This is a genomic window from Glycomyces lechevalierae, assembly GCF_027622945.1.
Taxonomy (GTDB): Bacteria; Actinomycetota; Actinomycetes; order Mycobacteriales; family Micromonosporaceae; genus Glycomyces; species Glycomyces rutgersensis.
In genome coordinates this window covers 276,987-299,474 of the sequence record NZ_JAPZVQ010000005.1, presented here as the reverse complement: position 1 = coordinate 299,474, position 22,488 = coordinate 276,987, and the positions used below count along the sequence as shown (strand labels likewise).

The 22,488-nt window shown below is 70.1% G+C and carries 17 protein-coding genes; 8 read left to right on the top strand and 9 right to left on the bottom strand.

Annotated elements, in window-relative coordinates; translation table 11 throughout:
* Window positions 1-67: 67 nt before the first annotated feature.
* The 4 genes from O2L01_RS11740 to O2L01_RS11725 form a co-directional block, all read right to left on the bottom strand.
* Window positions 68-1,297 (bottom strand): S8 family peptidase, encoded by a 1,230-nt coding sequence (locus O2L01_RS11740; RefSeq protein ID WP_270122117.1) that lies wholly within the window; start codon window positions 1,295-1,297, stop codon window positions 68-70.
* A 310-nt stretch (window positions 1,298-1,607) separates the two neighbouring features.
* Entirely contained in the window at window positions 1,608-2,777 is a 1,170-nt protein-coding gene (locus O2L01_RS11735; RefSeq protein WP_270122116.1) for a S8 family peptidase, read from the bottom strand.
* 237 nt (window positions 2,778-3,014) lie between these two features.
* Entirely contained in the window at window positions 3,015-4,544 is a 1,530-nt protein-coding gene (locus O2L01_RS11730) for a S8 family serine peptidase (RefSeq protein ID WP_270122115.1), read from the bottom strand.
* A 356-nt stretch (window positions 4,545-4,900) separates the two neighbouring features.
* Entirely contained in the window at window positions 4,901-6,688 is a 1,788-nt protein-coding gene (locus tag O2L01_RS11725) for an ABC-F family ATP-binding cassette domain-containing protein (RefSeq protein ID WP_270122114.1), read from the bottom strand.
* 359 nt (window positions 6,689-7,047) lie between these two features.
* Between O2L01_RS11725 and O2L01_RS11720 the strand changes: the two genes are divergently transcribed.
* The 6 genes from O2L01_RS11720 to O2L01_RS11695 all read left to right on the top strand — a co-directional run bounded on the left by O2L01_RS11720 (window position 7,048) and on the right by O2L01_RS11695 (window position 14,243).
* Window positions 7,048-8,895 carry an ABC transporter ATP-binding protein gene (locus O2L01_RS11720; protein ID WP_270122113.1) on the top strand — a complete coding sequence of 616 codons (1,848 nt, stop codon included), beginning with the start codon at window positions 7,048-7,050 and terminating at the stop codon, window positions 8,893-8,895.
* Window positions 8,896-8,904: 9 nt separating this feature from the next.
* The gene (locus O2L01_RS11715) at window positions 8,905-10,698 is read left to right on the top strand and encodes an ABC transporter ATP-binding protein (protein ID WP_270122112.1); all 1,794 of its coding nucleotides are present in this window, start codon (window positions 8,905-8,907) and stop codon (window positions 10,696-10,698) included.
* 63 nt (window positions 10,699-10,761) lie between these two features.
* Window positions 10,762-11,382 (top strand): hypothetical protein, encoded by a 621-nt coding sequence (locus O2L01_RS11710; protein ID WP_270122111.1) that lies wholly within the window; start codon window positions 10,762-10,764, stop codon window positions 11,380-11,382.
* Window positions 11,383-11,551: 169 nt separating this feature from the next.
* Window positions 11,552-12,610 carry a hypothetical protein gene (locus O2L01_RS11705; protein WP_270122110.1) on the top strand — a complete coding sequence of 353 codons (1,059 nt, stop codon included), beginning with the start codon at window positions 11,552-11,554 and terminating at the stop codon, window positions 12,608-12,610.
* A gap of 39 nt (window positions 12,611-12,649) precedes the next feature.
* Window positions 12,650-13,177 (top strand): DUF6973 domain-containing protein, encoded by a 528-nt coding sequence (locus tag O2L01_RS11700; RefSeq protein ID WP_270122109.1) that lies wholly within the window; start codon window positions 12,650-12,652, stop codon window positions 13,175-13,177.
* A gap of 67 nt (window positions 13,178-13,244) precedes the next feature.
* On the top strand, window positions 13,245-14,243 hold the full coding sequence (locus O2L01_RS11695; protein WP_270122108.1) for an endonuclease/exonuclease/phosphatase family protein: 999 nt from the start codon (window positions 13,245-13,247) through the stop codon (window positions 14,241-14,243).
* A 3-nt stretch (window positions 14,244-14,246) separates the two neighbouring features.
* On the opposite strand, the gene O2L01_RS11690 is transcribed toward O2L01_RS11695, so the two are convergent.
* From O2L01_RS11690 to O2L01_RS11670, 5 genes are all read right to left on the bottom strand, one after another.
* A complete protein-coding gene (locus tag O2L01_RS11690) occupies window positions 14,247-14,984 on the bottom strand; it encodes an SDR family oxidoreductase (RefSeq protein WP_270122106.1) in 738 nt (245 codons plus the stop codon).
* A 59-nt stretch (window positions 14,985-15,043) separates the two neighbouring features.
* Window positions 15,044-16,225, bottom strand: a complete 1,182-nt coding sequence (locus O2L01_RS11685) for a pentapeptide repeat-containing protein (protein WP_270122105.1) — start codon at window positions 16,223-16,225, stop codon at window positions 15,044-15,046.
* Between the two features lie 207 nt (window positions 16,226-16,432).
* Window positions 16,433-18,139, bottom strand: a complete 1,707-nt coding sequence (gene leuA, locus O2L01_RS11680) for a 2-isopropylmalate synthase (RefSeq protein ID WP_270122104.1) — start codon at window positions 18,137-18,139, stop codon at window positions 16,433-16,435.
* Between the two features lie 232 nt (window positions 18,140-18,371).
* Window positions 18,372-18,962, bottom strand: a complete 591-nt coding sequence (locus O2L01_RS11675; RefSeq protein ID WP_270122103.1) for a nitroreductase family protein — start codon at window positions 18,960-18,962, stop codon at window positions 18,372-18,374.
* 186 nt (window positions 18,963-19,148) lie between these two features.
* Window positions 19,149-19,934 carry a hypothetical protein gene (locus tag O2L01_RS11670; protein WP_270122102.1) on the bottom strand — a complete coding sequence of 262 codons (786 nt, stop codon included), beginning with the start codon at window positions 19,932-19,934 and terminating at the stop codon, window positions 19,149-19,151.
* A 129-nt stretch (window positions 19,935-20,063) separates the two neighbouring features.
* Here O2L01_RS11670 and O2L01_RS11665 point away from each other — a divergent pair, with 129 nt between their 5' ends.
* The gene (locus O2L01_RS11665; RefSeq protein ID WP_270122101.1) at window positions 20,064-21,329 is read left to right on the top strand and encodes an aspartate kinase; all 1,266 of its coding nucleotides are present in this window, start codon (window positions 20,064-20,066) and stop codon (window positions 21,327-21,329) included.
* 2 nt (window positions 21,330-21,331) lie between these two features.
* Window positions 21,332-22,399, top strand: coding sequence for an aspartate-semialdehyde dehydrogenase (locus O2L01_RS11660; RefSeq protein WP_270122100.1), 1,068 nt, complete (start codon window positions 21,332-21,334; stop codon window positions 22,397-22,399).
* Window positions 22,400-22,488: the final 89 nt, after the last annotated feature.

Below are 22,488 nucleotides of genomic sequence, written 5' to 3'. Positions count from 1 at the left end.
CCGGTATCCGACACGGCGAAGGGGCCAGGCGTCGCCGCCCGGCCCCTCCCCTCCTCATCCCTGAGCGCTAGCCCAGGAAGGCCGTGTTCAGCAGCAGGTTCGGGCTGCCGTTCGGGTCCGCGATGACGTCCGCGAGGGCGCCTTCGGTGAGGGCGGTCGCGACCTCGTCAGGGGTCGCGCCCGGGTTCGACTCGAGGTAGAGCGCGGCGACGCCCGCGACGTGCGGGGTGGCCATCGAGGTGCCCGAGATGGTGTTCGAGGCGTCGTCGCCGTCGATCCACGCCGAGGTGATGCCCACGCCCGGGGCGAGGATGTCGACGCACTCGCCGAAGTTCGAGAACGAGGCGGCCGCGTCGTCCTCATCGGTGGCGCCCACGGTGATCGCGCTCGGCTCGGAGCCCGGGGAGACGTTGCACGCGTCCTGGCCCTCGTTGCCGGCGGCGATCGCGAAGGTCACGCCCGACTCGACCGCGGCGGCGATCGCGTCGTTCAGGGCCTGGCTGAAGGAGCCGCCGAGGCTCATGTTGGCGACGGCCGACTCGCCGGCGTTCGCGGCGACCCAGTCGATGCCGCCGATGATCGCGGCGTACGAGCCGGAGCCCTCGCAGTCGAGGACGCGGACGGGACGGATCGTGACGTCCTTGGCGAGGCCGTACGTCGAGCCGCCGATGGTGCCGGCGACGTGCGTGCCGTGGCCGTGGCAGTCGCTCGGGTCGGCGTCGTCGTCGATGAAGTCGTAGCCTTCGCCGACGCGCCCTTCGAATTCCTGGTGGGTCGTGTTGAGGCCGGTGTCGAGCACGAACGCCTCGACGCCCGCGCCGGACTGGGTGTACTCATAGGACTGGTCGAGCGGGAGCGCGTCCTGGTCGACCCGGTCGAGGCCCCACGACGGCGGGTCGGCCTGCACCTCGGAGGCGTAGGCGCGCTGGTTCTGCTCGACATACGCGACCGCGTCGTCCGAGGCGAGCTCGACGGCCTCGGCCTCGCTCATCTCGGCCACGTAGCCGTCGACGATGCCGAGGGTGTCCTCGACGTCGACGCTCACGCCGAGGTCGTCGGCGAGCGCGTCGAGCCCGCCGGTGGCCTTGGCGGCCTGGTCTTCCATGACGACGATGTACTCGCCGGCGATCGCGTCGGGGGAGTCGGCGCCGATGATGAGGTCACTGGCGTCGGGTGCCGGGGTCTCTGCCGCGTTGGCGAACGCGGAGGCCGCGACGAGCGAGCCTCCGGCCGCGGCGGCCGCGATGCCGATCGCGACGGTAGTTCGGACGCGCCGTTTCGTTCCTGCCGTTGACAAGACGGAACTCCTTCGGTTGTGCGGGGTGCCCGCCCGCTTGAAGGCGGCCATCCCCGGGGGGAGGGTGGAGGGCCGGGCGGCGCGGACCGGGCCTGGGGCGGCCCGGTCCGCTTCACCCGTCCGGGCCCCACGGCTCTGCGACGGGCCGTCAGACCCTGTTCGTGAGCCTAAGCCTTAGAACAAACTGTGTAAACCCCCCGAATCGCAACAACAGATCAGTGAATGAGCAAATCCAGCCTTTGGTCTAAAAGGGATAAACAGAACGGGACCTCGCGCTCACTGAGCGCGAGGTCCCGTGCGGGAGTAGCGGTTACAGGGTGTAGAGCAGGCGGTTCGGGCTGCCGGTGCCCGCGCCGGTCACGATGCCGGAGGTCGCGTTGCCGGTGACCCAGCTCGCGACCGCCGAGGTCGACGCGCTCGGGTTGGCGTCGAGGTAGAGCGCGACGGCGCCCGCGACGTGCGGGGTGGCCATCGAGGTGCCCGAGATGGTGTTCGTGGAGGTGTTGCTCGTGCGCCACGCGGAGGTGATGCTCGAGCCCGGCGCGAACACGTCGAGGCAGGACCCGTAGTTGGAATAGCTGGCGCGCGCGTCGGTGGAGGTCGTCGCGCCCACGGTGATCGCCGAGGGCGTGGAGGCCGGGGAGACGTTGCAGGCGTTCTGGTTCTCGTTGCCCGCCGCGACGGCGAAGGTGACGCCGGAGGCGACCGCGTTGGCGACGGCGTCGTTGAGCGCCGACGAGTAGCCGCCGCCGAGGCTCATGTTGGCCACGGCCGGCTTGATCGCGTTGGCGGCGACCCAGTTGATGCCGTTGATGACGCCGGCGGTGGTGCCGGAGCCGCTGTTGTTGAGGACGCGCACGCCGTGGAGCGTGACCTGCTTGGCCACACCGTAGATGGTGCCGCCGATGGTGCCCGCGACGTGGGTGCCGTGCCCGTTGCCGTCCTGCGGCGTCGAGTCGTTGGAGACGAAGTCGTAGCCGTTGCCGACGCGCCCGGTGAACTCGGTGTGGGTGGCGTTGATGCCGGTGTCCACGATGTACGCGTGGACGCCCGCCCCGGTGTAGTTGTAGGTGTAGGTGCCCGAGAGCGGCAGGTTGCGCTGGTCGATCCGGTCGATGCCCCAGGTGGCGCCCGACTGGGTCGCGTCGATCGAGACGACGGCGTTCTGCTCGACGTAGGCCACGCCGTCCGCGGCGGCGAGCTCCTTCGCCTCGGACTCGCTGGCCTCCATGAGGAACGCGTCGATCTCGTCGAAGGTCTCGACGACCTCCTCGCCTTCGACGCTCTTGACGGCGGTCGAGACGGAGGTGCCGTCCTCGAGGACGACGATGTACTCGCCCGCGATGGCGGTCGGGGCGTCCTCGCCGACGATGGCGCCCTGCGCGGGCTTGGCCTCGGCGGCGGTGGCGGTGAACGCGAGAGCGGTGAGGGCGGCGACGCCTACGGCGGCTGCGGCGGCGGATCTCTTCTTGTGCGACATGGACATGGGGTCCCTTCGGGTGAGTCCGGGCCGGTCCAGGGCTCGGACGGGATGAGGGTGACGGGTGGATCGGGGGATCGGATCGGCTGGCGCCGACGTCTATCGGGGTGCGGGGCCGCGGTGCGGGTCCTGGCGCGGCGGCCGGGCAGGCGACGGCTCCAGGTCGCGCTGCCGGCCGCCGCGGTCGACGGGGAGGGTCCCGCCCGCGGTCACCCGCTATTCAGTTGTGCGGGGGAGTCACAGCTCGAGGGTCCAGGAGTTGAGCGTCCCGGAGTCGCCGGCGTAGGCGTCCACGACCCGCAGCGTCCAAGTGCCCGTTGCGGTCTCGCTGGAGAGGTTGACCGGGTAGGTGGCGATCACGTTGTCGGCCGAGTCGCCGCTCGAGGACGTCTTGAGGGTGTAGCTCGTGCCGTCGGGGGCGATCAGGTAGATCGCGAGGTCCCCGCGCCAGGTGTGGGTGATGTTGACGGCCACGGTGCTGTTGGAGCGGGCGGTGCCGTCGCAGGTGAGCGCCAGGGTCGAGTTGACGGTGGCGCGGTCGGCGATCGGGGTGGCGGTCGACTTGGTGGCCGCGCAGTCGCTCGGCTCCGGGTCGGTGCCGCCGCCGGTCCCGGTGTACAGCAGCAGGTTCGGGCTGCCCTGGACGTCCGAGATCTTGCCGGTGCCGGCGTTGCCGGTCACCCAGGAGGCGACGGCGCTGGTCGTCGCGTTCGGGTTGAGGCCCAGGTAGACCGCGACGGCGCCCGCGACGTGCGGGGAGGCCATCGAGGTGCCCGAGATGGTGTTGGTGGCGGTGTTGGAGGAGTACCAGGCGGAGGTGATGTCCACGCCCGGCGCGAACACGTCCACACAGGACCCGAAATTGGAGAAGTAGGCGCGGGTGTCGGTGTCGTCGCTGGCGGCCACGGTGATCGCCGCCGGGGCCGAGGCCGGGGAGACGTTGCAGGCGTCCTGGTCCTCGTTGCCGGCCGCGACCGCGAAGGTCACGCCGGAGTTGACCGCCGCGGTGACGGCGTTGTTGAGGGACGAGGAGTAGCCGCCGCCGAGGCTCATGTTGGCCACGGCGGGCTTGACCGCGTTGGCGGTGACCCAGTTGATGCCGTTGACGACCCCCGCGGTGGTGCCCGAGCCGCTGTTGTCGAGGACGCGCACGGCGTGCAGGGTCACGTTCTTGGCGACGCCGTACGTGGTGCCGCCGATGGTCCCGGCCACGTGCGTGCCGTGCCCGTTGCCGTCCTGCGGCGTCGAGTCGTTGGAGACGAAGTCGTAGCCGTTGCCGACCCGGCCGGTGAACTCGCTGTGGGACGCGTTGATGCCGGTGTCCACGATGTACGCGTGGACGCCCGCGCCGGTGCCGAGGTACTCGTAGCTGCCGCTCAGCGGCAGGCTCGGCTGGTCGATGCGGTCGATGCCCCAGGTCGCGGGCGTCTGCACGGCGTCGATCGAGACGACGGCGTTCTGCTCGACGAAGGCCACGCCGTCGGCGGCGGCGATCTCCTTCGCCTCGGCCTCGGTGGCCTCGACGAGGACGGTGTCCACTTCGGCGTAGTCGTCGGCGACGGCGGCGCCGGCGTCACCGGCGATCTCGTCGGCCTCGGCGTAGGCGGCGCCGTCCTCCATGACGACGAGGTACTCGCCGTCGATGGCGGTGGGGGAGTCGGCGCCGAAGATCTGGACGGCCGGTTCGGCCTGTGCGGCAAGGCCGCCGAAGGCGAGCGAGCCGAGCGCCGCGGCGCCGGCCAGGGATGCGGCCGCGACGCGGCGCACGCCTCTCCTGCGAACAGACGTGTACGAGACGGTCATAGGGGGGTACTCCCTCTCGGTTCAGACGGGTTGGTGCGCAAGGGATCGATGGGGGCGCACCGCCCTTAGGGCGCGGTTCGGTGGAACCGGTCCTTTCGGGCTTTCAAACCGAGGTTAGGGATATCACAATGAATTGTGAAGACCCTGGAAGATGCCCATAAATCAGTGAATGAAGAGTCGGTTACCAACCGGTATGGGAGCGTTCGGACCCGCTAGAATATTCGGTCGAAATCGTGTCCGTTATGGAACCGCGACACGCCGAGGCGAGGCCGCGCCCAGCAGCGGCGGCGCCGTTCCGCAAGCGGTGCAGGGCTTTCGCCCTACTCCGCGAGCTCCATCCAGCGCTCCTCGATCTCGCCCCGCTCGGTTTCGAAAGCCGTAACCTGATCCTGCAGCTCCCCGAGCTTCCCCGGGTCCGTCGCGTGCTCGGCCATCTCCGCGTACAGGCCCGCGATCTTCTCCTCGACCTTCGCCAAGCGCCGCTCGAGCTTCGACAGCTCCTTCTGCGTCGCCCGGTCGTCCGCGGCCGAAGAGGCCTTCGGCGCGTTCGCGGGAGCACCGCTCTTCGCCTGCGGCGCAGCGGACTTGTCCGCCCGCCGCTCCAAGTACTCCTCGATCCCGCGCGGCAGCATCCGCAGCCGCCGGTCGCCCAGCAGCGCCCACTGCTCGTCCGCGACCCGCTCGGTGAAGTACCGGTCGTGGCTCACCACGACCATCGTCCCCGCCCAGTCGTCGAGCAGGTCCTCCAACTGCGTCAGCGTCTCGATGTCCAGGTCGTTCGTCGGCTCGTCCAGGAACAGCACGTTCGGCTCGGCCATGAGCAGCCGCGCGAGCTGCAGCCGCCGCCGCTGCCCGCCCGAGAGGTCCCGCACGAACGTGCGCTGCTTCCCGCCCAGGAACCCCAGCCGCTCCGCGAGCTGCCCGGCGGACATCTCCTTCTTGCCCAACTGGACCCGCTTCGCGACGTTCTCGATCGCCTCGAGCACCCGCCACGACCCGTCCAGGTCCTCCATGTGCTGCGTCAGCCACGCCAGCTTCACCGTGCGGCCCACCTTCACGCGGCCCGCCGCCGGCTGCACGTCCTCCAGCGCGTTCGCCAGCGTGCGCAGCAGCGAGGTCTTCCCCGCCCCGTTCACACCCAGGAGACCGATCCGCTTGCCCGGACCCAGGATCCAGTCCAGGCCCTCCAGCAGCGTCTGGTCCCCGGCCCGCACCGTGACGTTCTCCGCCTCGAACACCGTCTTGCCCAGGCGCCCGGTCGCGAAGCTCACCAGCTCGGCGGTGTCCCGCGGCGGCGGCTCGTTCGCGATCAGCTCGTTTGCCGCGTCGACCCGGAACTTCGCCTTCCCCGTGCGCGCCTTGGCACCCCGGCGCAGCCACGCCAGCTCCTTGCGCATGAGGTTCTGGCGCTTCTCCTCGGCCAGGTTCGCCTGACGCTCGCGCTCCGCGCGGGCCAGCACGTACGCCGAATAGCCGCCGTCGTACTCGAACACGGCGCCGCGCTGCACATCCCAGATGCGGTCGCAGATCTCGTCGAGGAACCACCGGTCGTGCGTCACGACGATGATCGCCGCCCGCGTCGAGCCCAGATACGAAGCGAGCCAGGCGATCCCCTCGATGTCGAGGTGGTTCGTCGGCTCGTCCAGGAGCAGCAGGTCCGCGTCCTCGGACAGGACCCGGGCGAGGTCGACGCGGCGGCGCTCGCCACCGGAGAGCACCCCGATGCGCGAGTCGAGCCCTTCGGGGAGGACAGGCGCGTCGAGCCCGCCGAACAGGCCGGTCAGGATCTCGCGGACGCGCGGGTCGGAGGCCCACTCGTGGGCGTCCGCGTTGCCGAACAGCTCGTCGCGCACGGACGCCGCGTCGTTGAGCGAGTCGCGCTGGCCGAGCACCGCGACGCGGGTGCCGCCGGTGTGCACGACCCGGCCGGAGTCGGGCCGGTCGGCCCGGGCGATGAGGCGCAGCAGGGTCGACTTCCCGTCGCCGTTGCGGCCGACGACGCCGACGCGCTGGCCTGCGGCGATGCCGAGGGATACCGCGTCGAGGACCACCTGGTCGGGGTAGGCCTTGGAGACGGTTTCGAGGTTGACGAGATTGGGCGCTGACACGTGGGACAACACTACCGGCGAAGCTTGCGAGCCGGTAATGAGCACGGGCGGCGAACCTTGCGAGCGGTAATGAGCACGGGCGGGGTCTCGATCGGGTGACATGGCCGCTGGTGGGGCGGGTTCTCGTCATACCCGGGCGGGAAGCTGGGCCGTACGGTCCCCGGGTGGGTGGGGGTTAGGGATGGTAAACGCCCGCGCCGTGCGCCGAATGCGGCTGGATCCGGCGCCCTTGGCCTGAGGCTCGAGCCCTTTCGCCATGCCCTCCAACCGTCCCGCTGTGCGGTCCGGGGATTGCGAGCGCTTTCGGGCTCCGCTATGGTGTCGTATAACAGTCATCATGACGTCATGAATGGATTCATATGACACCCCCGAATGCCAGCCCGATGCGCTTCGAGGCGGGCCGGGCCGTGCTCGCCGTCATGTGGCTCATGCCGCAGATCAGCCGCCCCCGCACTGCCCTCTTCGCCGCCACCGCAGTGCTCGTCGCCGCGCTCCCGCTCACCATGACCGTCGCCACCGGCCTCCTCATCGGCGCCGTCCCGGCGGCCGCAGGCGCCGGGCCCGGCTCGCCCGAAGCCCGCCACGCCTACGTCCTTCTCGCCGTCGGCGTCGCCGCGCTGCTCCTCGGCCGCCTCGTCGACAACGTCCACCGCGCCAACGCCTTCAACCTCGGCCGCGAACTCGAACTGCTCGTCCAGGACCGCCTCGTCACCGCCGTCGCCCGACCCGCCGGCGTCGCGCACCTCGAGGACGACGACATCCTCGCGCTCCTGCGCATCGCCCGCCAGCTCGGCGCCGACCACATTCGCCCCGAGCGCGCCGTCCGCGGACTCGCGCACATCGCCCCCGAGTTCCTCGCCGCCGCCGGCGCCTCGATCGTCCTGTGCTTCTTCAACGTCTGGATCGGCCTCGCCTGGCTCGTCGCCTGGCCCGCGATCTTCATCGCCATGCAGAACGAGTACACGCGCGTCGGCAAGACCGCCTACATGCGCTCCACTGAAATGCGCGAGAGCGAGTACATGCGCGACCTCGCCATGAACGCCGGGCCCGCCAAGGAGATCCGCGTCTGGGGCCTGATGGGCTGGCTCCTCGACCGGTACGACCGCCAGTGGGCTGAGCGCATGGACTACACGAACCGGTTCCAGCGCCTCCGCGCCCGCACCGCCGTCGGCGTCATCGGCGCACTCCTCGCGCTCACCGCCGTCACTGCGCTGCTCCTCGCCCGGGCCGGGCTCGACGGCGCCGTCGGCTTCGCCGCGCTCTCGGTCTACCTCGTCGCCATGACCAGCATGTTCAACTTCTCCGCGTTCGACGACACGGCCGCGTTCCTCGCGCTCGGCGCCCTGCCGGTCCCGAAGATCCTCGCCCTCGAAACGGAGCTCACCGCCGACGAGCGCCCCGTCACCGCCGAACTCCCGGCCGCTGCGCCCGCGCGGTCCGTGCGGTTCGAACAGGTCGCCTTCGCCTACCCCGGCGCCGAACGGCCGGTGATCGAAGGGCTCGACCTGAAGATCGAGGCCGGCACCTCCCTCGCGGTCGTGGGCCACAACGGTGCCGGCAAGACCAGCCTCGTGAAGCTCCTCGCCGGGCTCTACGAGCCCACCGGCGGCAGGATCACCGTGGACGGCACCGACCTCGCCGGCGTCGATCCGGCCGCCTGGCGCACCCGCCTCTCGGCCCTCTTCCAGGACTTCACCCGCTACCAGCTCACGGTGCGCGAGAACATCGCCCTCGGCGCACCGCACCTCGCCGAAGACACCGACAGGATCTGGAAAGCCTGCGAGCCCATGGGCATCCGCGCCCTCATCGACTCGCTCCCCAATGGACTCGACACCGTCCTGTCGAGCGAGTACGAAGGGGGCACCGACCTCTCCGGCGGCCAATGGCAGCGCATCGCGCTGGCCCGCGCGCTCTTCGCCGTCCAGGCCGGCGCGAAGATCCTCATCCTCGACGAGCCCGCCGCCGCGCTCGACGTGCGCGCCGAAGCCGAGCTCTACGAGCAGTTCCTCGACATCACCGCCGGTCTCACCACGATCGTCATCTCGCACCGCTTCTCCACCGTGCGCCGCGCCGACCGCATCGTGGTGCTCGACGGCGGCCGCGTCGTCGAAGACGGCTCCCACGGCGACCTGATGGCCCTCGGCGGACGCTACGCCGAAGCCTTCACCCTCCAGGCCGACCGCCTCGCCCGAACCTCTCGCAGCTAGGAACACTCCATGAAGGACAAACTCGCGAAGCGCCTGCGCGGCTTGAAGAACGGCCTCGCCGTCGGCTACCGCTCGCACCCGAGGGCGATCATCGCGCTCATCGCTTTGGGTGTCGTCCAGGCGACCCTCATGCCCCTCGTCGTCTACCTGTCCAAGGTCATCATCGACGCCGTCCAGCAAGGCCGCGAACAGGAGGCCTGGCTCGCGGCGGCCGGGCTCGCCCTCGGCATCGCCCTGATCTGGACGGTCGTCTTCGTCTACGTCAAGTTCGTGTTCCTTGTCCTCGACCACACCAACCGCGCCGCCGACCGGGAGCTCATGGTGCTCATGGGCACTCCGCCCGGACTCGACCACCATGAGCGCCCCGACTACCTCGACGAGGTCCAGCACATCCGCGAGGACCGGTGGCTCCTCTCCGGCGGCACCAACCAGCTCGCCCAATGGCTGCGCGCGGTGGTCACGATCATCGTCGGCGGCGCCCTCCTGTGCCAGGTCCACCCGCTGCTGCTCGTGTTCCCGCTGCTCGCCTTGGCGGCCATGGCGATCGCCCACAAGGCCGGCATGATCGAGGACAAGGTCTACGCCGCCACGAGCGAGCCCGAACGCAAGCGCCGCCACCTCTTCGAGGTCGCGACCCTCGCCGAATCCGGCAAGGAGCTGCGGATCTTCGGCTCCGCGGCGGCCGTCGCCGAGCGCCACCACGAGTCGGGCGCCGCCGTCGTCGCCGAACGCAACAAGGGCCAGTGGAAGGCCGCGCGCCTCGCCACCGGCGAGGGCGTCGTCTCCGCGATCGGCATGGCCGCCGGTATCGGCATCGTGCTCTATCTCGCCATCCGCGGGCAGGCCACCGCCGGGGACGTCGTCCTGCTCGTCGGCCTCATCGGCATGGTCGCCGGGGCGGCCGCGAACGTCGCCTTCCAGTCCATGTTCCTCGCCCGCCTCGCCAAACTCGGCGAACGCGTCACCTGGCTGCGCGAGTACGCCGAGAAGACCAGCGGCCCAAGCGAACCCGCGCCCGTTCCTGAACGCCTCACCAGCGGCATCACCTTCGAACGCGTCGCCTTCGCCTACCCCGAGTCCGAGCGCCCGTGCCTCGCCGAGATCGACCTGCACCTCCCCGCCGGGAAGGTGGTCGCCCTCGTCGGCGAGAACGGCGCGGGCAAGACCACGCTCGTCAAGCTCCTGTCCGGTTTCTACCAGCCCACTTCCGGTCGCATCAAAGTCGACGACCATGACCTGACCGATTTCGAGGTGGCCGCCTGGCGCGAGCGCATCGGCGCGACGTTCCAGGACTTCACCCAATTCGAGTTCACCGCCCGCGAGACCGTCGGCATCGGCGACCTCAAGGGCGGATTCGACGACGAGACCGTGCGCGCCGCAATGGAACGCGCCGGCGCCGACGACGTCATCGACGACCTCCCCGCCGGTCTCGACACCCGCCTCGGCGCGCGTTGGGACGACGGCACCGACCTCTCCGGCGGCCAGTGGCAGAAGCTCGCGATCGGCCGGGGCCGCATGCGAAAGGACCCGCTGCTCGTCCTCTTCGACGAGCCCACCGCCGCGCTCGACCCGCAGACCGAGCACGCGCTCTTCGAGCGCTTCGCCGAGGAGGTCCACGCCGGCCGCCAGCGCGGCACCGTCACCGTCCTTGTCTCCCACCGTTTCTCGACGGTCTCGATGGCCGACCTCATCGTCGTCCTGGAGGAGGGCCGGGTCGCCGAGACCGGCACGCACGACGAACTCATGGCTCGCCAGGGCGCGTACGCGGAGCTGTACTCCCTGCAGAGCTCCGCGTACCGATAGGATGCGAACCGGCCCCGGCCGCAAGGCCGGGGCCTCGCCCTATAACCCCTTGAAAGCCCCAAAATGGATACGAACTCCCGCGAGGCGGTCACGCCCGACCCGCTCATCACCGTCGAGGCCGCGCCGAGCGGGCATCGCGGCGTCGACTGGACGCCCGCCCAGAACGCCGCACCGATCCCGGTCCCGGTCGCCGTGCAGGTCGAGTGCCCGCACCGCATCACTGTCTGGGACCTGAAGGGCGCCAACCAGATCGTGTTCGCGGTCGCGGCGCTGCTGGTGTTCGCTTCGGGCCTGCTCGGGTTCGCGGGCCTGGCGTTCGCCGTCGCGGCGGCCATCGTGAGCATGGTTGAGCCGGAGGTGACTTCGTTCATCGCGTTCGCGGCCCTGGCGCTGCTCACGAGGATGCTGATCGCCGGTTTCCTCGCCTGTGTGAGGATCTGGAAGCAGCTGCACCGGCCTGACCTGATCGCGTTGGGCCTGAGCGTCATCGCGCCTCTGGCGGTGTTCGCGATCGCCGTGTTCATGATGACGCACGGCGCTCCGGCGTGGGTGCTGCTCCTCGGGGTGCCGCCGGTGGCGGTCATGGTCGTCCTCGGGTATTTCCGTGCGGTGCTCTATCACCCGGGCACGTGCGGTTCCCACCCTTGGCTGCCGGTGAAGATCCAGCAGTTGGTCAGGGCCTGAGATGGTAAGCCCCTCAATGGATTCCGCCGCTTCAGATCCCGGCCGGCACGAGCCTCCGGTCACGGTCGAGGCCGCCGCGGAGGGTGCGTTCGGTTCGCCGGATTGGGCCGGGTCGGTGGTGACGCGGACGGATCGCCACCCGTGCGCGCACCGTCTCTGGTTCCGGCACTTGAACACTGGTGGCCGGGTGCGGAGGGTCGGCGGTGTCGTGGCGCTCGCCGCGAGTTGGACGGTGATCGGCTTCGGGTTGATCGTCGCGCTTGTGCTGCTCCTCCTCGGTGACCGGGCGGCGGCGTTCATCGGTCTGCTCGTGGGGGTCGGCACTGCGTTGCTGGCCTTCGGTGCCGTCGCGCTCGCGTCCGCGTGGCGGCGGCCGCACCGGCCGCATGACGCGGCGATCGTGGCCGCCTCGGTCGGGTTCCTGATGTTCCTGATCGCGGTGGCGCTGTTCGTCATCGTCGCCCGCCTCTACGCCGCGCCGCTGCTCGCGGTGCCGTTCGCGGTGGTGCTGTGGCAATTGTTCTGGTTCCGGCAGGTGCTGTACGGCCGCGACTCATGCCGGACGTACCCGGGGTATGCGACCGCGGTCCGGGCGATGCTGCGGCACGACCCGGGCCTGTACGCGGTCCTGCCCGAGCCCGACCGGTTCCGGCTGGAGCGCTGCCCGCACCGGTTGCGGTTCGGCGAGCTGCGCCGCGCCGCCCAGGTGATGTCGGTGGTGAACACGGTCCTGCTCCTGGCCTACTTCGCGGCCTTGCTCTGGTTGATGTTCGTGCTCGTCTCGCGGCCGGAGTTCGGCCGCGCCGGGCCGGGGCACGAAGCGGTCGCGTTCCTCGCGGCGGGCGCGGTCATGATGCTCAACATGCCCGGGTTCCTTGAGTTGAAGGTCCGCTCGCAGCGGTATCACCGGGCGGCGGTCGGGTGGTACCCGGCCGCGTTCACCGGTTACGCGCTGACGGCGGCCGTCGGCTTCTGGAGCGCGGTCGTCCTCGGGGGCCCGGCGACGCTGGTCGTGACACTGCTGGCGGCTTACTGGGCGTATTCGGCGTGGGTCGCCTTGACCCGCTTGCCTCCGCGTTCGGCTTGCGGCGCCATGCAAGCGCCCCCGCCGGTCGTGCAGAAGATGCTCAAGCCGGGGGTCGAGGCCGCCGGATTATCGGGTATCCGACCGTCGCGGGAGCGAATTTCGCGTTCTCGCGGCGGAGGAGCCCGCGCTCTCCGAGGATGAGGCCTGGAAATCCAGGAACCGCACGCTCGAGGAGCCGCAATGCCCATGCCCGCCGCCAAGATCATGACCGCAGCCGCTATCGGCGCCATAGCCGCCGCCGCGTGGACCGCCGCACCGGCGTACGCCGCTGCGACGCCGACCGCCACGATCGAGCACGAGGAGGAGGACTACGGGTCCGACCTCGGCGAGATCTGGGACTGCGTCTGGGCGGTCGGCCCCATCGACTGCGGCACCGCGAAGGGCGCCGCGACCGACGCCGAGGCCGCCACCGTGGAGGAGGTCAACTGGGGCAACTTCACGCACGACTCGATGCATAACGGCAAGGCGGACGCGTTCCGCCACTGCTACTGGAACGCGCTCATGGTGGACCGCATCGACTTCGAACAGGCCGAGGCCGTGGCGACGGCCCATGAGGAGAAACCCGGTCAGCCCTTCGAGGAGAAGCTGATGGACCTCGCGAACAACCATGACGGCCGGATCATCGGCGACGCGACCCACTCGGAGGGGGAGGCGAGGGACCGCTGCCGTCAACGCGCGATGGAAGGCACGCTCAGCACGTTGGAATGACGGGCCTGCGCCGCTCGGGCTCGTAGACTCCGGCCTGTCCTAGCACTCTGCGGGAGGGGCCGATCCAGTGCAGCGAACCGATAGCGAACAGCGCGATGCCGAAGCGCCCGCACGGCCGCGGAGGCGCCGCCATGCCGCGGCCGCGATGCTCGGATTCGTCGCGGCCGCTCTCGTGGTCCTGCCGGACGTGGTCCGCTTGGACCATTGGACGCCGTTCGCGCAGCTCGTCGCCTTCAGGCCCGTTCTCGTTGCCGCTCTTGCGATCGCGGGGGCGGGCCTGCTGTTCGTCCGCCGCCCGGCCGTCCGCTGGGCCGCCTGCGCGGGTCTGCTGGCCTGCCTCGTCGCGGCCGTGTCGATCGCCCACCGCGCGATCGCCGACCCGACGATGAAGGGCGGGTCCACCGGCTCGCTCATCGTCGCGACCATCAATGTCAAGGGCGGCAACGCTTCAGTCGACCAGGTCGCCGCGCTTATCGAGCAGAGCGGCGCGGACCTCGTGGCGCTTCCCGAAGCGGGCGAAGAATATCGGGCCGCACTGGAAGCGGCGCTCGGCGACGAGTACGCGGGGTCGAGCCTGCAGGTCGCGGATTCGCCGGTGAGCGCGGTGTCGGTGTTGTACCGCACCGATCTCGGCGCGGTCGCGGTCGAGCCGTCGATCTCGGGCTCGTTCCCGACCATGGAGGTCACCGGCGGCGAACTCGGCTCGCTCCGGTTCGTCGCGTTCCACGCCTACCCGCCGCTGCCCTTCTCGACCGGGCGCTGGCGCGGCGACCTCGAAGGGCTCCAACGGTTCTGCGCCGCGTCCGACGGCGCGGTCATCGCCGGGGACTTCAACGCGACCCTCGACCACAGCGCCCTCCGCGCCGCCGTGGACGGCTGCGCGGACGCCGCTGCGACGAGCGGCGAAGGCCTGCACGGCACCTGGCCGGCGAGCGCGCCCGCACCGCTGCGGGCGCAGATCGACCATGTGTTCACCACCGATGGCCTGCAAGCCGACTCGGTGTCGTTCACCGGGATCGACGGTACTGACCATCTGGCTGTCGTCGCGGACCTGGCGCTGAAGTGAGCGCTAGTCCATGTTGTGCCCGCCGTTGACGGTGATCCGCTGACCGGTCACGAACGCCGCGTCGTCAGACGCGAGGTAGGCGACCGCGGCGGCCACGTCCGCGGGTTCCCCGATGCGGCCCAAGGGAACTTCGGAGAGGTACCCGGCGAGGTCGGCGTCCGAGAGCTCGCCGTGCCGCTCGACCGGCACCCAGCCCGGCGCGACGAGGTTGACGGTGATGCCCTCATGCCCGAGCTCCCGCGCCCAAGTACGGGTCAGACCCCACTGCGCGCCTTTGGCGGCGTTGTACGCGGAGAAGCCGGGCAGCGCGCGCTCGAACATGTCCGAGCCGATCTGGACGACCCGGCCGCGCCGGGCCGCGCGCATGTCCGGGAGCACGGCCCGCAGGAGCAGGGTCGGGCTCTTCACGAAGAACGCCAACTGATCCAGGTGGTCCTGCCATTCGAGCCGGTCCACGGGGACCTCCGGCTGAGGGCCGGTCGCGTTGGCCACGAGCACCGTCACCGGCCCGAGCTCCGCGCGGACCCGCTCGATCAACTCGGCCACCGCAGCCTCGTCGGTCACGTCTCCGCCGAACGCCGCAGCGGTCCCGCCCGCCTCGCGGATATCGGCGACGACCCGCTCTGCGCCTTCGCGGCCCTTCGCATAGTTGACCGCGACGGCGAACCCGTCGGCGGCAAGGCGTCGCGCGATGACGGCCCCGAGACCGCGCGAAGCACCGGAGACGAAAGCGACGGACATGGCATACCTCCAGGGAACAAGCTCGTCCAGCGAGCCTAATTCATCGATCCGCCCCGTGCTCAGACCCGGTATTCGGGGAGGCGCAGTCCCCTCGGCGGTCCGTCGGGGAAGTCGTCGAAGTGCGGCGGGTGCTCCCATGAGGCGACGCGGCCGAAATCGAGCCTCGCGCCTTCGAGTTCCGCGTAGCTGAAATCGAGATAGGCACCCGAGAATTGGCTGTTCACGAAGGTCGCCTTGGTGTCGGGACCGAACCGGCAGCCCTCGAACAGGACCGTCCCGCCCGCGAAGTCCGACATGCTGAACGACACGAACTCGCCTGTGAAGGCGGCGTAGCGGAACCGCACCTCGCCGCCTGACACGGCGATGCCGCTGCAATCGACCTCGCCGAGGAAGTGCGATCCGCTGAAATCCACTGCGGCGCCGAGGAAGCGGGCATTGCTGAAGTCGACCCGGCCCATGAATTTCGCGTCGCTGAGGTCGAAGGTGGCGAACGGGAACCGCGCGTAGGAGAAGGTCACCGAGCCGGTGAACACGGTCCGGCTGAGGTCGCCTTCGTCAAAAGTCGCGCCGGTGAAGTCGAAGTCGCATCCGTGCCAGGTGCGGCCGTGGACCGGTGCCGCCCGGAGTCGTTCCGCGAGGACCGACACCACGGTCTTGCGGACCAGCCGCTCCTCGAGCACCGGTCTGAACTGGTCGGCGCCCGCGGCCTCGCGCTCGTTGCGGCGAGGCGGCGGTTCGTACGGCATCCGCAGGTAGGCGCACAGGACATTGACGCAGGTCTGGCGGCCGGGCCCCCATTCGTCGGCGAGTGCCGCCATCGCGTAGACCCCGGCGAGCCGGTTGGCGGCCCGCTCCGAGGAGAGCTGGTCCGCGGCGGCGGCGAAGCGCTCGTTGTAGAGCTTCGCGTCCTCGCGGTCGACCTCGATCTCGCTGAGCCGCTGGCGGCGATAGGCCACGGTCAGGGCGATCACGCCGCCGATGCCGGCCACCGCATAGAAGGCGAGCCGGATGACCTCCAAGGTGATCTGGTCGGTCCGAGCCGCGGTCAGTGGTGAGGTCCGGTCGCTGGTGAGCAACCAGAGCAGGCCCGCCAGAACGGCGAGCGCCGCGAGGAGCATGACCAGGACATGCGCCGCCAGCGGCATCGGCGGCCGTTCTTCCCACTCGCGCCTGAACCGGCCCGGCGAGCCCGCGACCAGACGGATCCACAGGGCGCGAAGGTACTTGCGAACGGAGGTCACCGCCTTGTTGTACCAGAGTCGCTGCTGCGCAGGGTCACTCGCGAGACCGCGGCCCCGGCTCTCGCGTGTTCGGACTCTTTGAATATTGAAGGGCCGCAGGCGGTTTCGCCTGCGGCCCTTTCAACAATATTGTTCAGAGACTGCTACGCGCGGTGCTGCGCCAATGACAACCTTGCTATGCGCGGTGCTGTGCGCATGACAACCTTGCTACGCGCGGTTGTAGGCACTCGCCACCGCTCGCATCGTGGCCAGGACGATGTTGGGGTGCACGCCTGCGCCCCATACGGTCCGGCCGTCGATGGCGCATTCCACATAGGAAGCCGCCTGGGCGTGCTGGCCGGCGGACAGGGCGTGTTCGGCGTAGTCCAGGACTTCGACGTTGACGCCGACGGAGGACAGGGCGTCGGTGAAGGCCGAGAGCGGGCCGTTGCCGGTGCCGGAGACCTTCTGCTCGACCCCGTTCAGGACGATGTGCGCGTCCAGGGTCAGCGTCTCTCCCGTGTAGACGGTCGTGTGGTCCTCGACGACCAGGCGCGGCGTGGGCTGGTACTCGGGGTGGTACTCGCGGCGGAAGATCTCGTGGATCTCCTGCGTCGAGACCTCCTTGCCGGAGGCGTCGGTGTGCCGCTGGATCGCGCCCGAGAACTCGATCTGCATGCGCCGCGGCAGGTCGAAGCCGTACTCGCTCTGCATGAGGTACGCGACGCCGCCCTTGCCGGACTGCGAGTTGACGCGGATGACGGCCTCGTAGTTGCGGCCGACGTCCTTCGGGTCGATCGGCAGGTACGGTACGCCCCAAGTGAACTCGTCGACCGGGACGCCCGCTTCGGCCGCGTCGGCCTCCAGGTGCGTGAAGCCCTTCTTGATGGCGTCCTGGTGCGAACCGGAGAACGCCGTGTACACCAGGTCCCCGGCGTACGGGTGCCGCTCGTGCACCGGCAGCTGGTTGCAGTACTCGACGGCGCGCTTGATCTCGTCGATGTTGGAGAAGTCGATGCCCGGGTCGACGCCCTGGCTGAACAGGTTGAGGCCCAGGGTGACCAGGCAGACGTTGCCGGTGCGCTCGCCGTTGCCGAACAGGCAGCCCTCGACGCGGTCGGCGCCGGCCTGCACGGCCAGCTCGGCGGCGGCCACGCCGGTGCCGCGGTCGTTGTGGGGGTGGACCGACAGGATCAGCGACTCGCGGTTGGGCAGGTTGCGGTGCATCCACTCGATCGAGTCGGCGTACACGTTCGGGGTGGCCATCTCGACCGTGGCGGGCAGGTTGACGATCAGGGGCCAGTCGGGGGTCGGCTGGATGACCTCGGCGACCTTGGCGCACACCTCGACCGCGTAGTCCAGCTCGGTGCCGGTGTACGACTCGGGGGAGTACTCGTAGCGGATCGCGGTGTCGGGGGTGTGGATCTCGCGGTACTTCAGGCACAGCCGCGCGCCCTGCGTGGCGATGTCGGTGATGCCGTCCTTGTCCAGGCCGAACACGACGCGGCGCTGCAGCGTCGAGGTCGAGTTGTAGAAGTGGACGATGGCCTGCTTGGCGCCGCGCAGGCTCTCGAAGGTCCGCTCGATCAGGTGCTCGCGGCACTGGGTCAGGACCTGGATGGTGACGTCGTCAGGAATCAGGTCCTGCTCGATCAGCTGCCGTACGAAGTCGAAGTCGGTCTGCGACGCGGAGGGGAAGCCGACCTCGATCTCCTTGTACCCCATGTCGACCAGCAGTTGGAACATCTTCTTCTTGCGGTCGGGGGTCATCGGGTCGATGAGGGCCTGGTTGCCGTCGCGCAGGTCGACCGCGCACCAGATCGGCGCGGTGTCGGTGATCTTGTCCGGCCATGTGCGGTCGGGCAGATCGACCTTGAACTGGGAGTGGTACGGCTGGTAGCGCTTGGCGCGGTCTGCGAAAGAAGAAGAAGTCACGTCGGATGCTCCTGTGAGATGTCGCTGGTGGTCTGAGCCGTTGATTGCCTGAGCCAGCCGGCATGCGAAAACCCGCGACGAGGAGCCGACCTAGTTGGCCCCGCCGCGGCAGCTAAGGAGCATCGTGAACCGCATGACCCCGAGAGCCTACACCGGCGGTGTGACTCCGGTCGACTTCGACGCCCGCATCGTGGGACGCCCGCACCGTGGTGCGGCGCGTCCCACGGCCGCATCACGGGTGGATGAGCAGGTCGTCGATCGCGATCCGGGCGCGCGGGGCGCGGTCGGGGCCCGCGACGGCGTCGTCCAGGTCGGCCGGGTCGCCCGGCAGGCCGATCGCGACGACGGTGGTCGGCACGAGCGGCGCGGCGAGCTCGAATTCGGCGGCGAGCGCGGCGGCGTCGAAGCCGCCCATCTGCCGGACGGTGAGCCCTTCGGCGGCGGCCTGGAACGTCAGGTGCGCGATGGCCTGCCCGAGGTCGTAGGCGGCGTGCGAGAGCGGGCCCCTGTCGTTGGCGTCGGTGCGGACGGCCACGAGCAGCGCGGAGGCGCTGGCGGCCCAGTCGCGGTTGCCGGGGTTGAGGGTCTCGAGGACGCGCTTGAACTCGCCGGTGTCCCGCCGGGCGAGGAGGAACCGCCACGGCTGCGTGTTGCCGGCGCTCGGGGCCCAGCGGGCAGCCTCGAGAAGGGCCGCGACCTGGGCGTCGGTGAGGTCGACGCCCGGCGTGAAGGCGCGCGTGGAGTGGCGGGCGGCGAGGAGCGGGTGGATGGGGACCGCGGTCTGGGCGTGGCGGAGGTGGTAAGGATCAGTCGGTGCGGTCATGCGCGTTCCTTCGGTTGCGGGTCTCGCACGGCGCTGCCGGGCGCCGGTGTCCCGGCGGGGGCGCGTCTGCAGTCAAGTCGCGGCACAGTGCGCGCCGCGTTGTAGCGGCGTCGTCGCTCGCCATCGTTCATGGTGCCACGCGCGGGGTGTTCCGCGCCTGCTCGTGTCGCCTTCCTTACTCTCGATTCACTCCGCGGGCGACGGTGCGGGCGAGGGCGTCTCGGCCGGAGCGGGCGTCCCGGTCGCGCCCGGCGACTGAGTCCCGGATGGTGTCGCGGACGGGTCGGGCGTGGGGGTCGGCGCCGGAGGCGCCTTGCGGCCCAACGGTTCGGCGTCGCTCGGCTCGCCCGGGAGCTCGACAGTGGCGACGGCCTCGGCGGGCGGCCCGGCGAGCTCGAGCGTCCCGAAGGACTTGCTCTCGACGCCGAGGATCGTCCCGTCCGCGTCGAGGCACCATTCGCCCGCCGGGATCGGCGGGTCGACGACGATCGTGTTCGGCGTGAGGGTGAAGCAGTCGCCGTCCTGCGAGATCGCGAACGGCAGGTGCCGGTCGAGGAGCTGCGGGAGCCATTCGATGAACGGGAGCTGCACCTTCGGGTCGTAGTCCTTGGGGATCTCGCCGGTGATCCCGGCGATCCGGACGCAGCGCCCGGCCGCGCACTGGAAGAACCCGCCGGTGGTCCACGCGACCGTGACGTCCACGGTGCCGCCGTGCGCCCAGCTCGGCACGTCCACCCGCCACGTGCCGTCCGCGGCGGCCCACACGGTGACGACGCCGCCCTCGGACCACTCGTACTCGGCGGTGAACGTCGTGTCGAGGGCCTTGCTGACGCGCCCGATCAGGTTCGCCTGGGCGCTGGGGCGCCGCGGGGCCTCCTCGGGCGTGTCGACGGCCGTCGCCGTCCCGCAGCCCCCGAGCACCGCGGTGAGCGTGAGCGCCGCCACTGTCTTGCGCGTCCTTGTCCATGCCACTGCCCGATTCTCTGTCTCACCACCCAGAACGACCTGGCGACACACCGGTATGCGCAGCTAAGGTGAGGTGGCCGCCCCGGCAAGGGCGGCTTCGAGTGACCTGAGACACGAGCGAGTGAGGTGAAATCCGTGGCGCTAGTCGTGCAGAAGTACGGCGGTTCATCGGTGGAGAATGCCGAACGCGTCAAGCGCGTCGCCGAACGAGTGGTCGCGACGCGAAAGCGCGGCGACGACGTGGTCGTCGTCGTCTCCGCCATGGGTGACACCACCGACGAGCTGCTGGACCTCGCGGCCCAGGTCTCGCCGGTGCCGGAGCCCCGGGAACTCGACATGCTGCTGACCGCCGGCGAGCGCATCTCCATGGCGCTCTTGGCGATGGCGATCAACAACCTCGGCTTCCAGGCCCGGTCGTTCACCGGGTCCCAGGCCGGGATGATCACGACCGCCGCGCACGGCGTCGCCCGCATCATCGACGTCACGCCCGGACGCATCCGCTCCTCGCTCGACGAGGGGTTCATCACGATCGTCGCCGGGTTCCAGGGCGTCAGCCAGGACACCAAGGACATCACCACGCTCGGCCGCGGCGGCTCGGACACGACCGCCGTCGCGCTGGCCGCAGCGCTGGAAGCGGACGTCTGCGAGATCTACTCCGACGTCGACGGCGTCTTCACCGCCGACCCGCGGATCGTGCCGAACGCGCAGAAGCTCGACGCGATCACCTTCGAGGAGATGCTGGAGATGGCCGCCTCGGGCGCCAAGATCCTGCACCTGCGCGCCGTGGAGTACGCCCGGCGCTACGGGCTCCCGCTGCACGTCCGTTCGTCGTACTCGACCAAGACCGGCACGATGGTGTCGGGTTACATGGAGGAGCTGCCCGTGGAGCAAGCACTCATCAGCGGCGTCGCGCACGACCGCTCCGAGGCCAAGATCACCGTCACCAGCGTCCCGGACAAGCCCGGCGCCGCGGCCTCGATCTTCCAGGTGATCGCCGACGCCGAGATCGACATCGACATGATCGTGCAGAACGTGTCGACCGCCGGCAACGGCCACACCGACATCTCGTTCACCCTCCCCAAGGAGGCCGGGCCGAAGGCGACCGAGGCGCTGAAGAAGCACCAGGCGTCGATCGGGTTCGAGAAGCTCATCTACGACGAGAACATCGGCAAGATCTCGCTCATCGGCGCCGGGATGCGCTCGCACCCGGGCGTGACCGCGAACTTCTGCCAGGCGCTCGCCGACGCTGGCGTGAACATCGAGATCATCTCGACCTCGGAGATCCGCATCTCCGTGGTCTGCCGCGACACCGACCTCGACGCGGCGGTGCGCGCGGTCCACGACAAGTTCGAGCTCGGCGGCGCCGAAGAGGCCGTCGTCTACGCCGGGACGGGGCGATAAGCATGGCGCGCAAGCTGAACGTCGCGATCGTCGGCGCCACGGGCGTCGTCGGATCGATCATGCGGCGGCTCATCGCCGAGGAGCGCGGCAACTGGGGCGAGGTGCGCCTCATCGCGTCGCCGCGCTCGGCCGGCAAGGTCTTGTCGGTGGGGGATGAGAGCATCGAGGTGCAGGCGATCAGCGCCGACGTCTTCGACGGCATCGACATCGCCCACTTCGACCTGCCGGACGAGGTCTCGGCCGAGTGGGTGCCGGTGGCGGCCGCGAAGGGCGTCGTCGTCATCGACAAGTCCGGCTACTTCCGGATGGACCCGGACGTGCCGCTGGTATGCCGCGAAGCCAACCCGGAGGCGGCCGCGGTGCGGCCCAAGGGGATCATCGCGAACGCGAACTGCACGACCCTCGCGCTCATTCCGTCCCTGGCGGCGCTGAACGAGGCGTTCGGGCTCGTGTCGATGTCCGTGGCCTCCTACCAGGCCGCTTCGGGCTCGGGCAAGGAAGGCCTGGAGGCGCTGTACGCGCAGATCCAGAAGCTCGCCGGCGTCGACAAGGTCGGCACCGAGCTCGGCGACGTGCGCGCGGTCCTCGGCGAGGACTTCAACGCGCCGTTCGGGGCGCCGCTGGCGCTCAACGTCGTACCGAAGATCGGCGGCTGGAAGGACGACGGCTGGACCTCGGAGGAACTGAAGGTCCGCAACGAGTCCCGCAAGATCCTCGGCCTGCCCGACCTCAAGGTCGCCTCGACGTGCGTGCGCGTGCCGGTGGCCGTGGGCCACTCGCAGGTCGTGCACGCGACCTTCGAACGCGAAGTCACGGTCGCTGAGGCGCACCGCGTGCTCGCCGCCGCCGAGGGCGTCGACCTCGTCGACGACCCGCAGAACATGGTCTTCCCCATGCCGATCGACTCGGTCGGCAGGAGCGGCACCCAGGTCGGCCGCGTGCGCCAGTCGCTCGACTTCCCGAACTCCCTGGAGTTCTTCGTCGTCGGCGACAACCTCATGAAGGGCGCGGCCCTCAACTCGATCGAGACCGCGGACCTCGTGCGCCGTGAACTCGAAGCGAACGCGTAAGAGAAGCAAAGACGGCGGCCCCGGGTGGAGTCCCCGGGCCGCCGGCGTGGTGGGGGGGCGCGCCGCCCCCCGGGCGGGGGGGGCGGTTG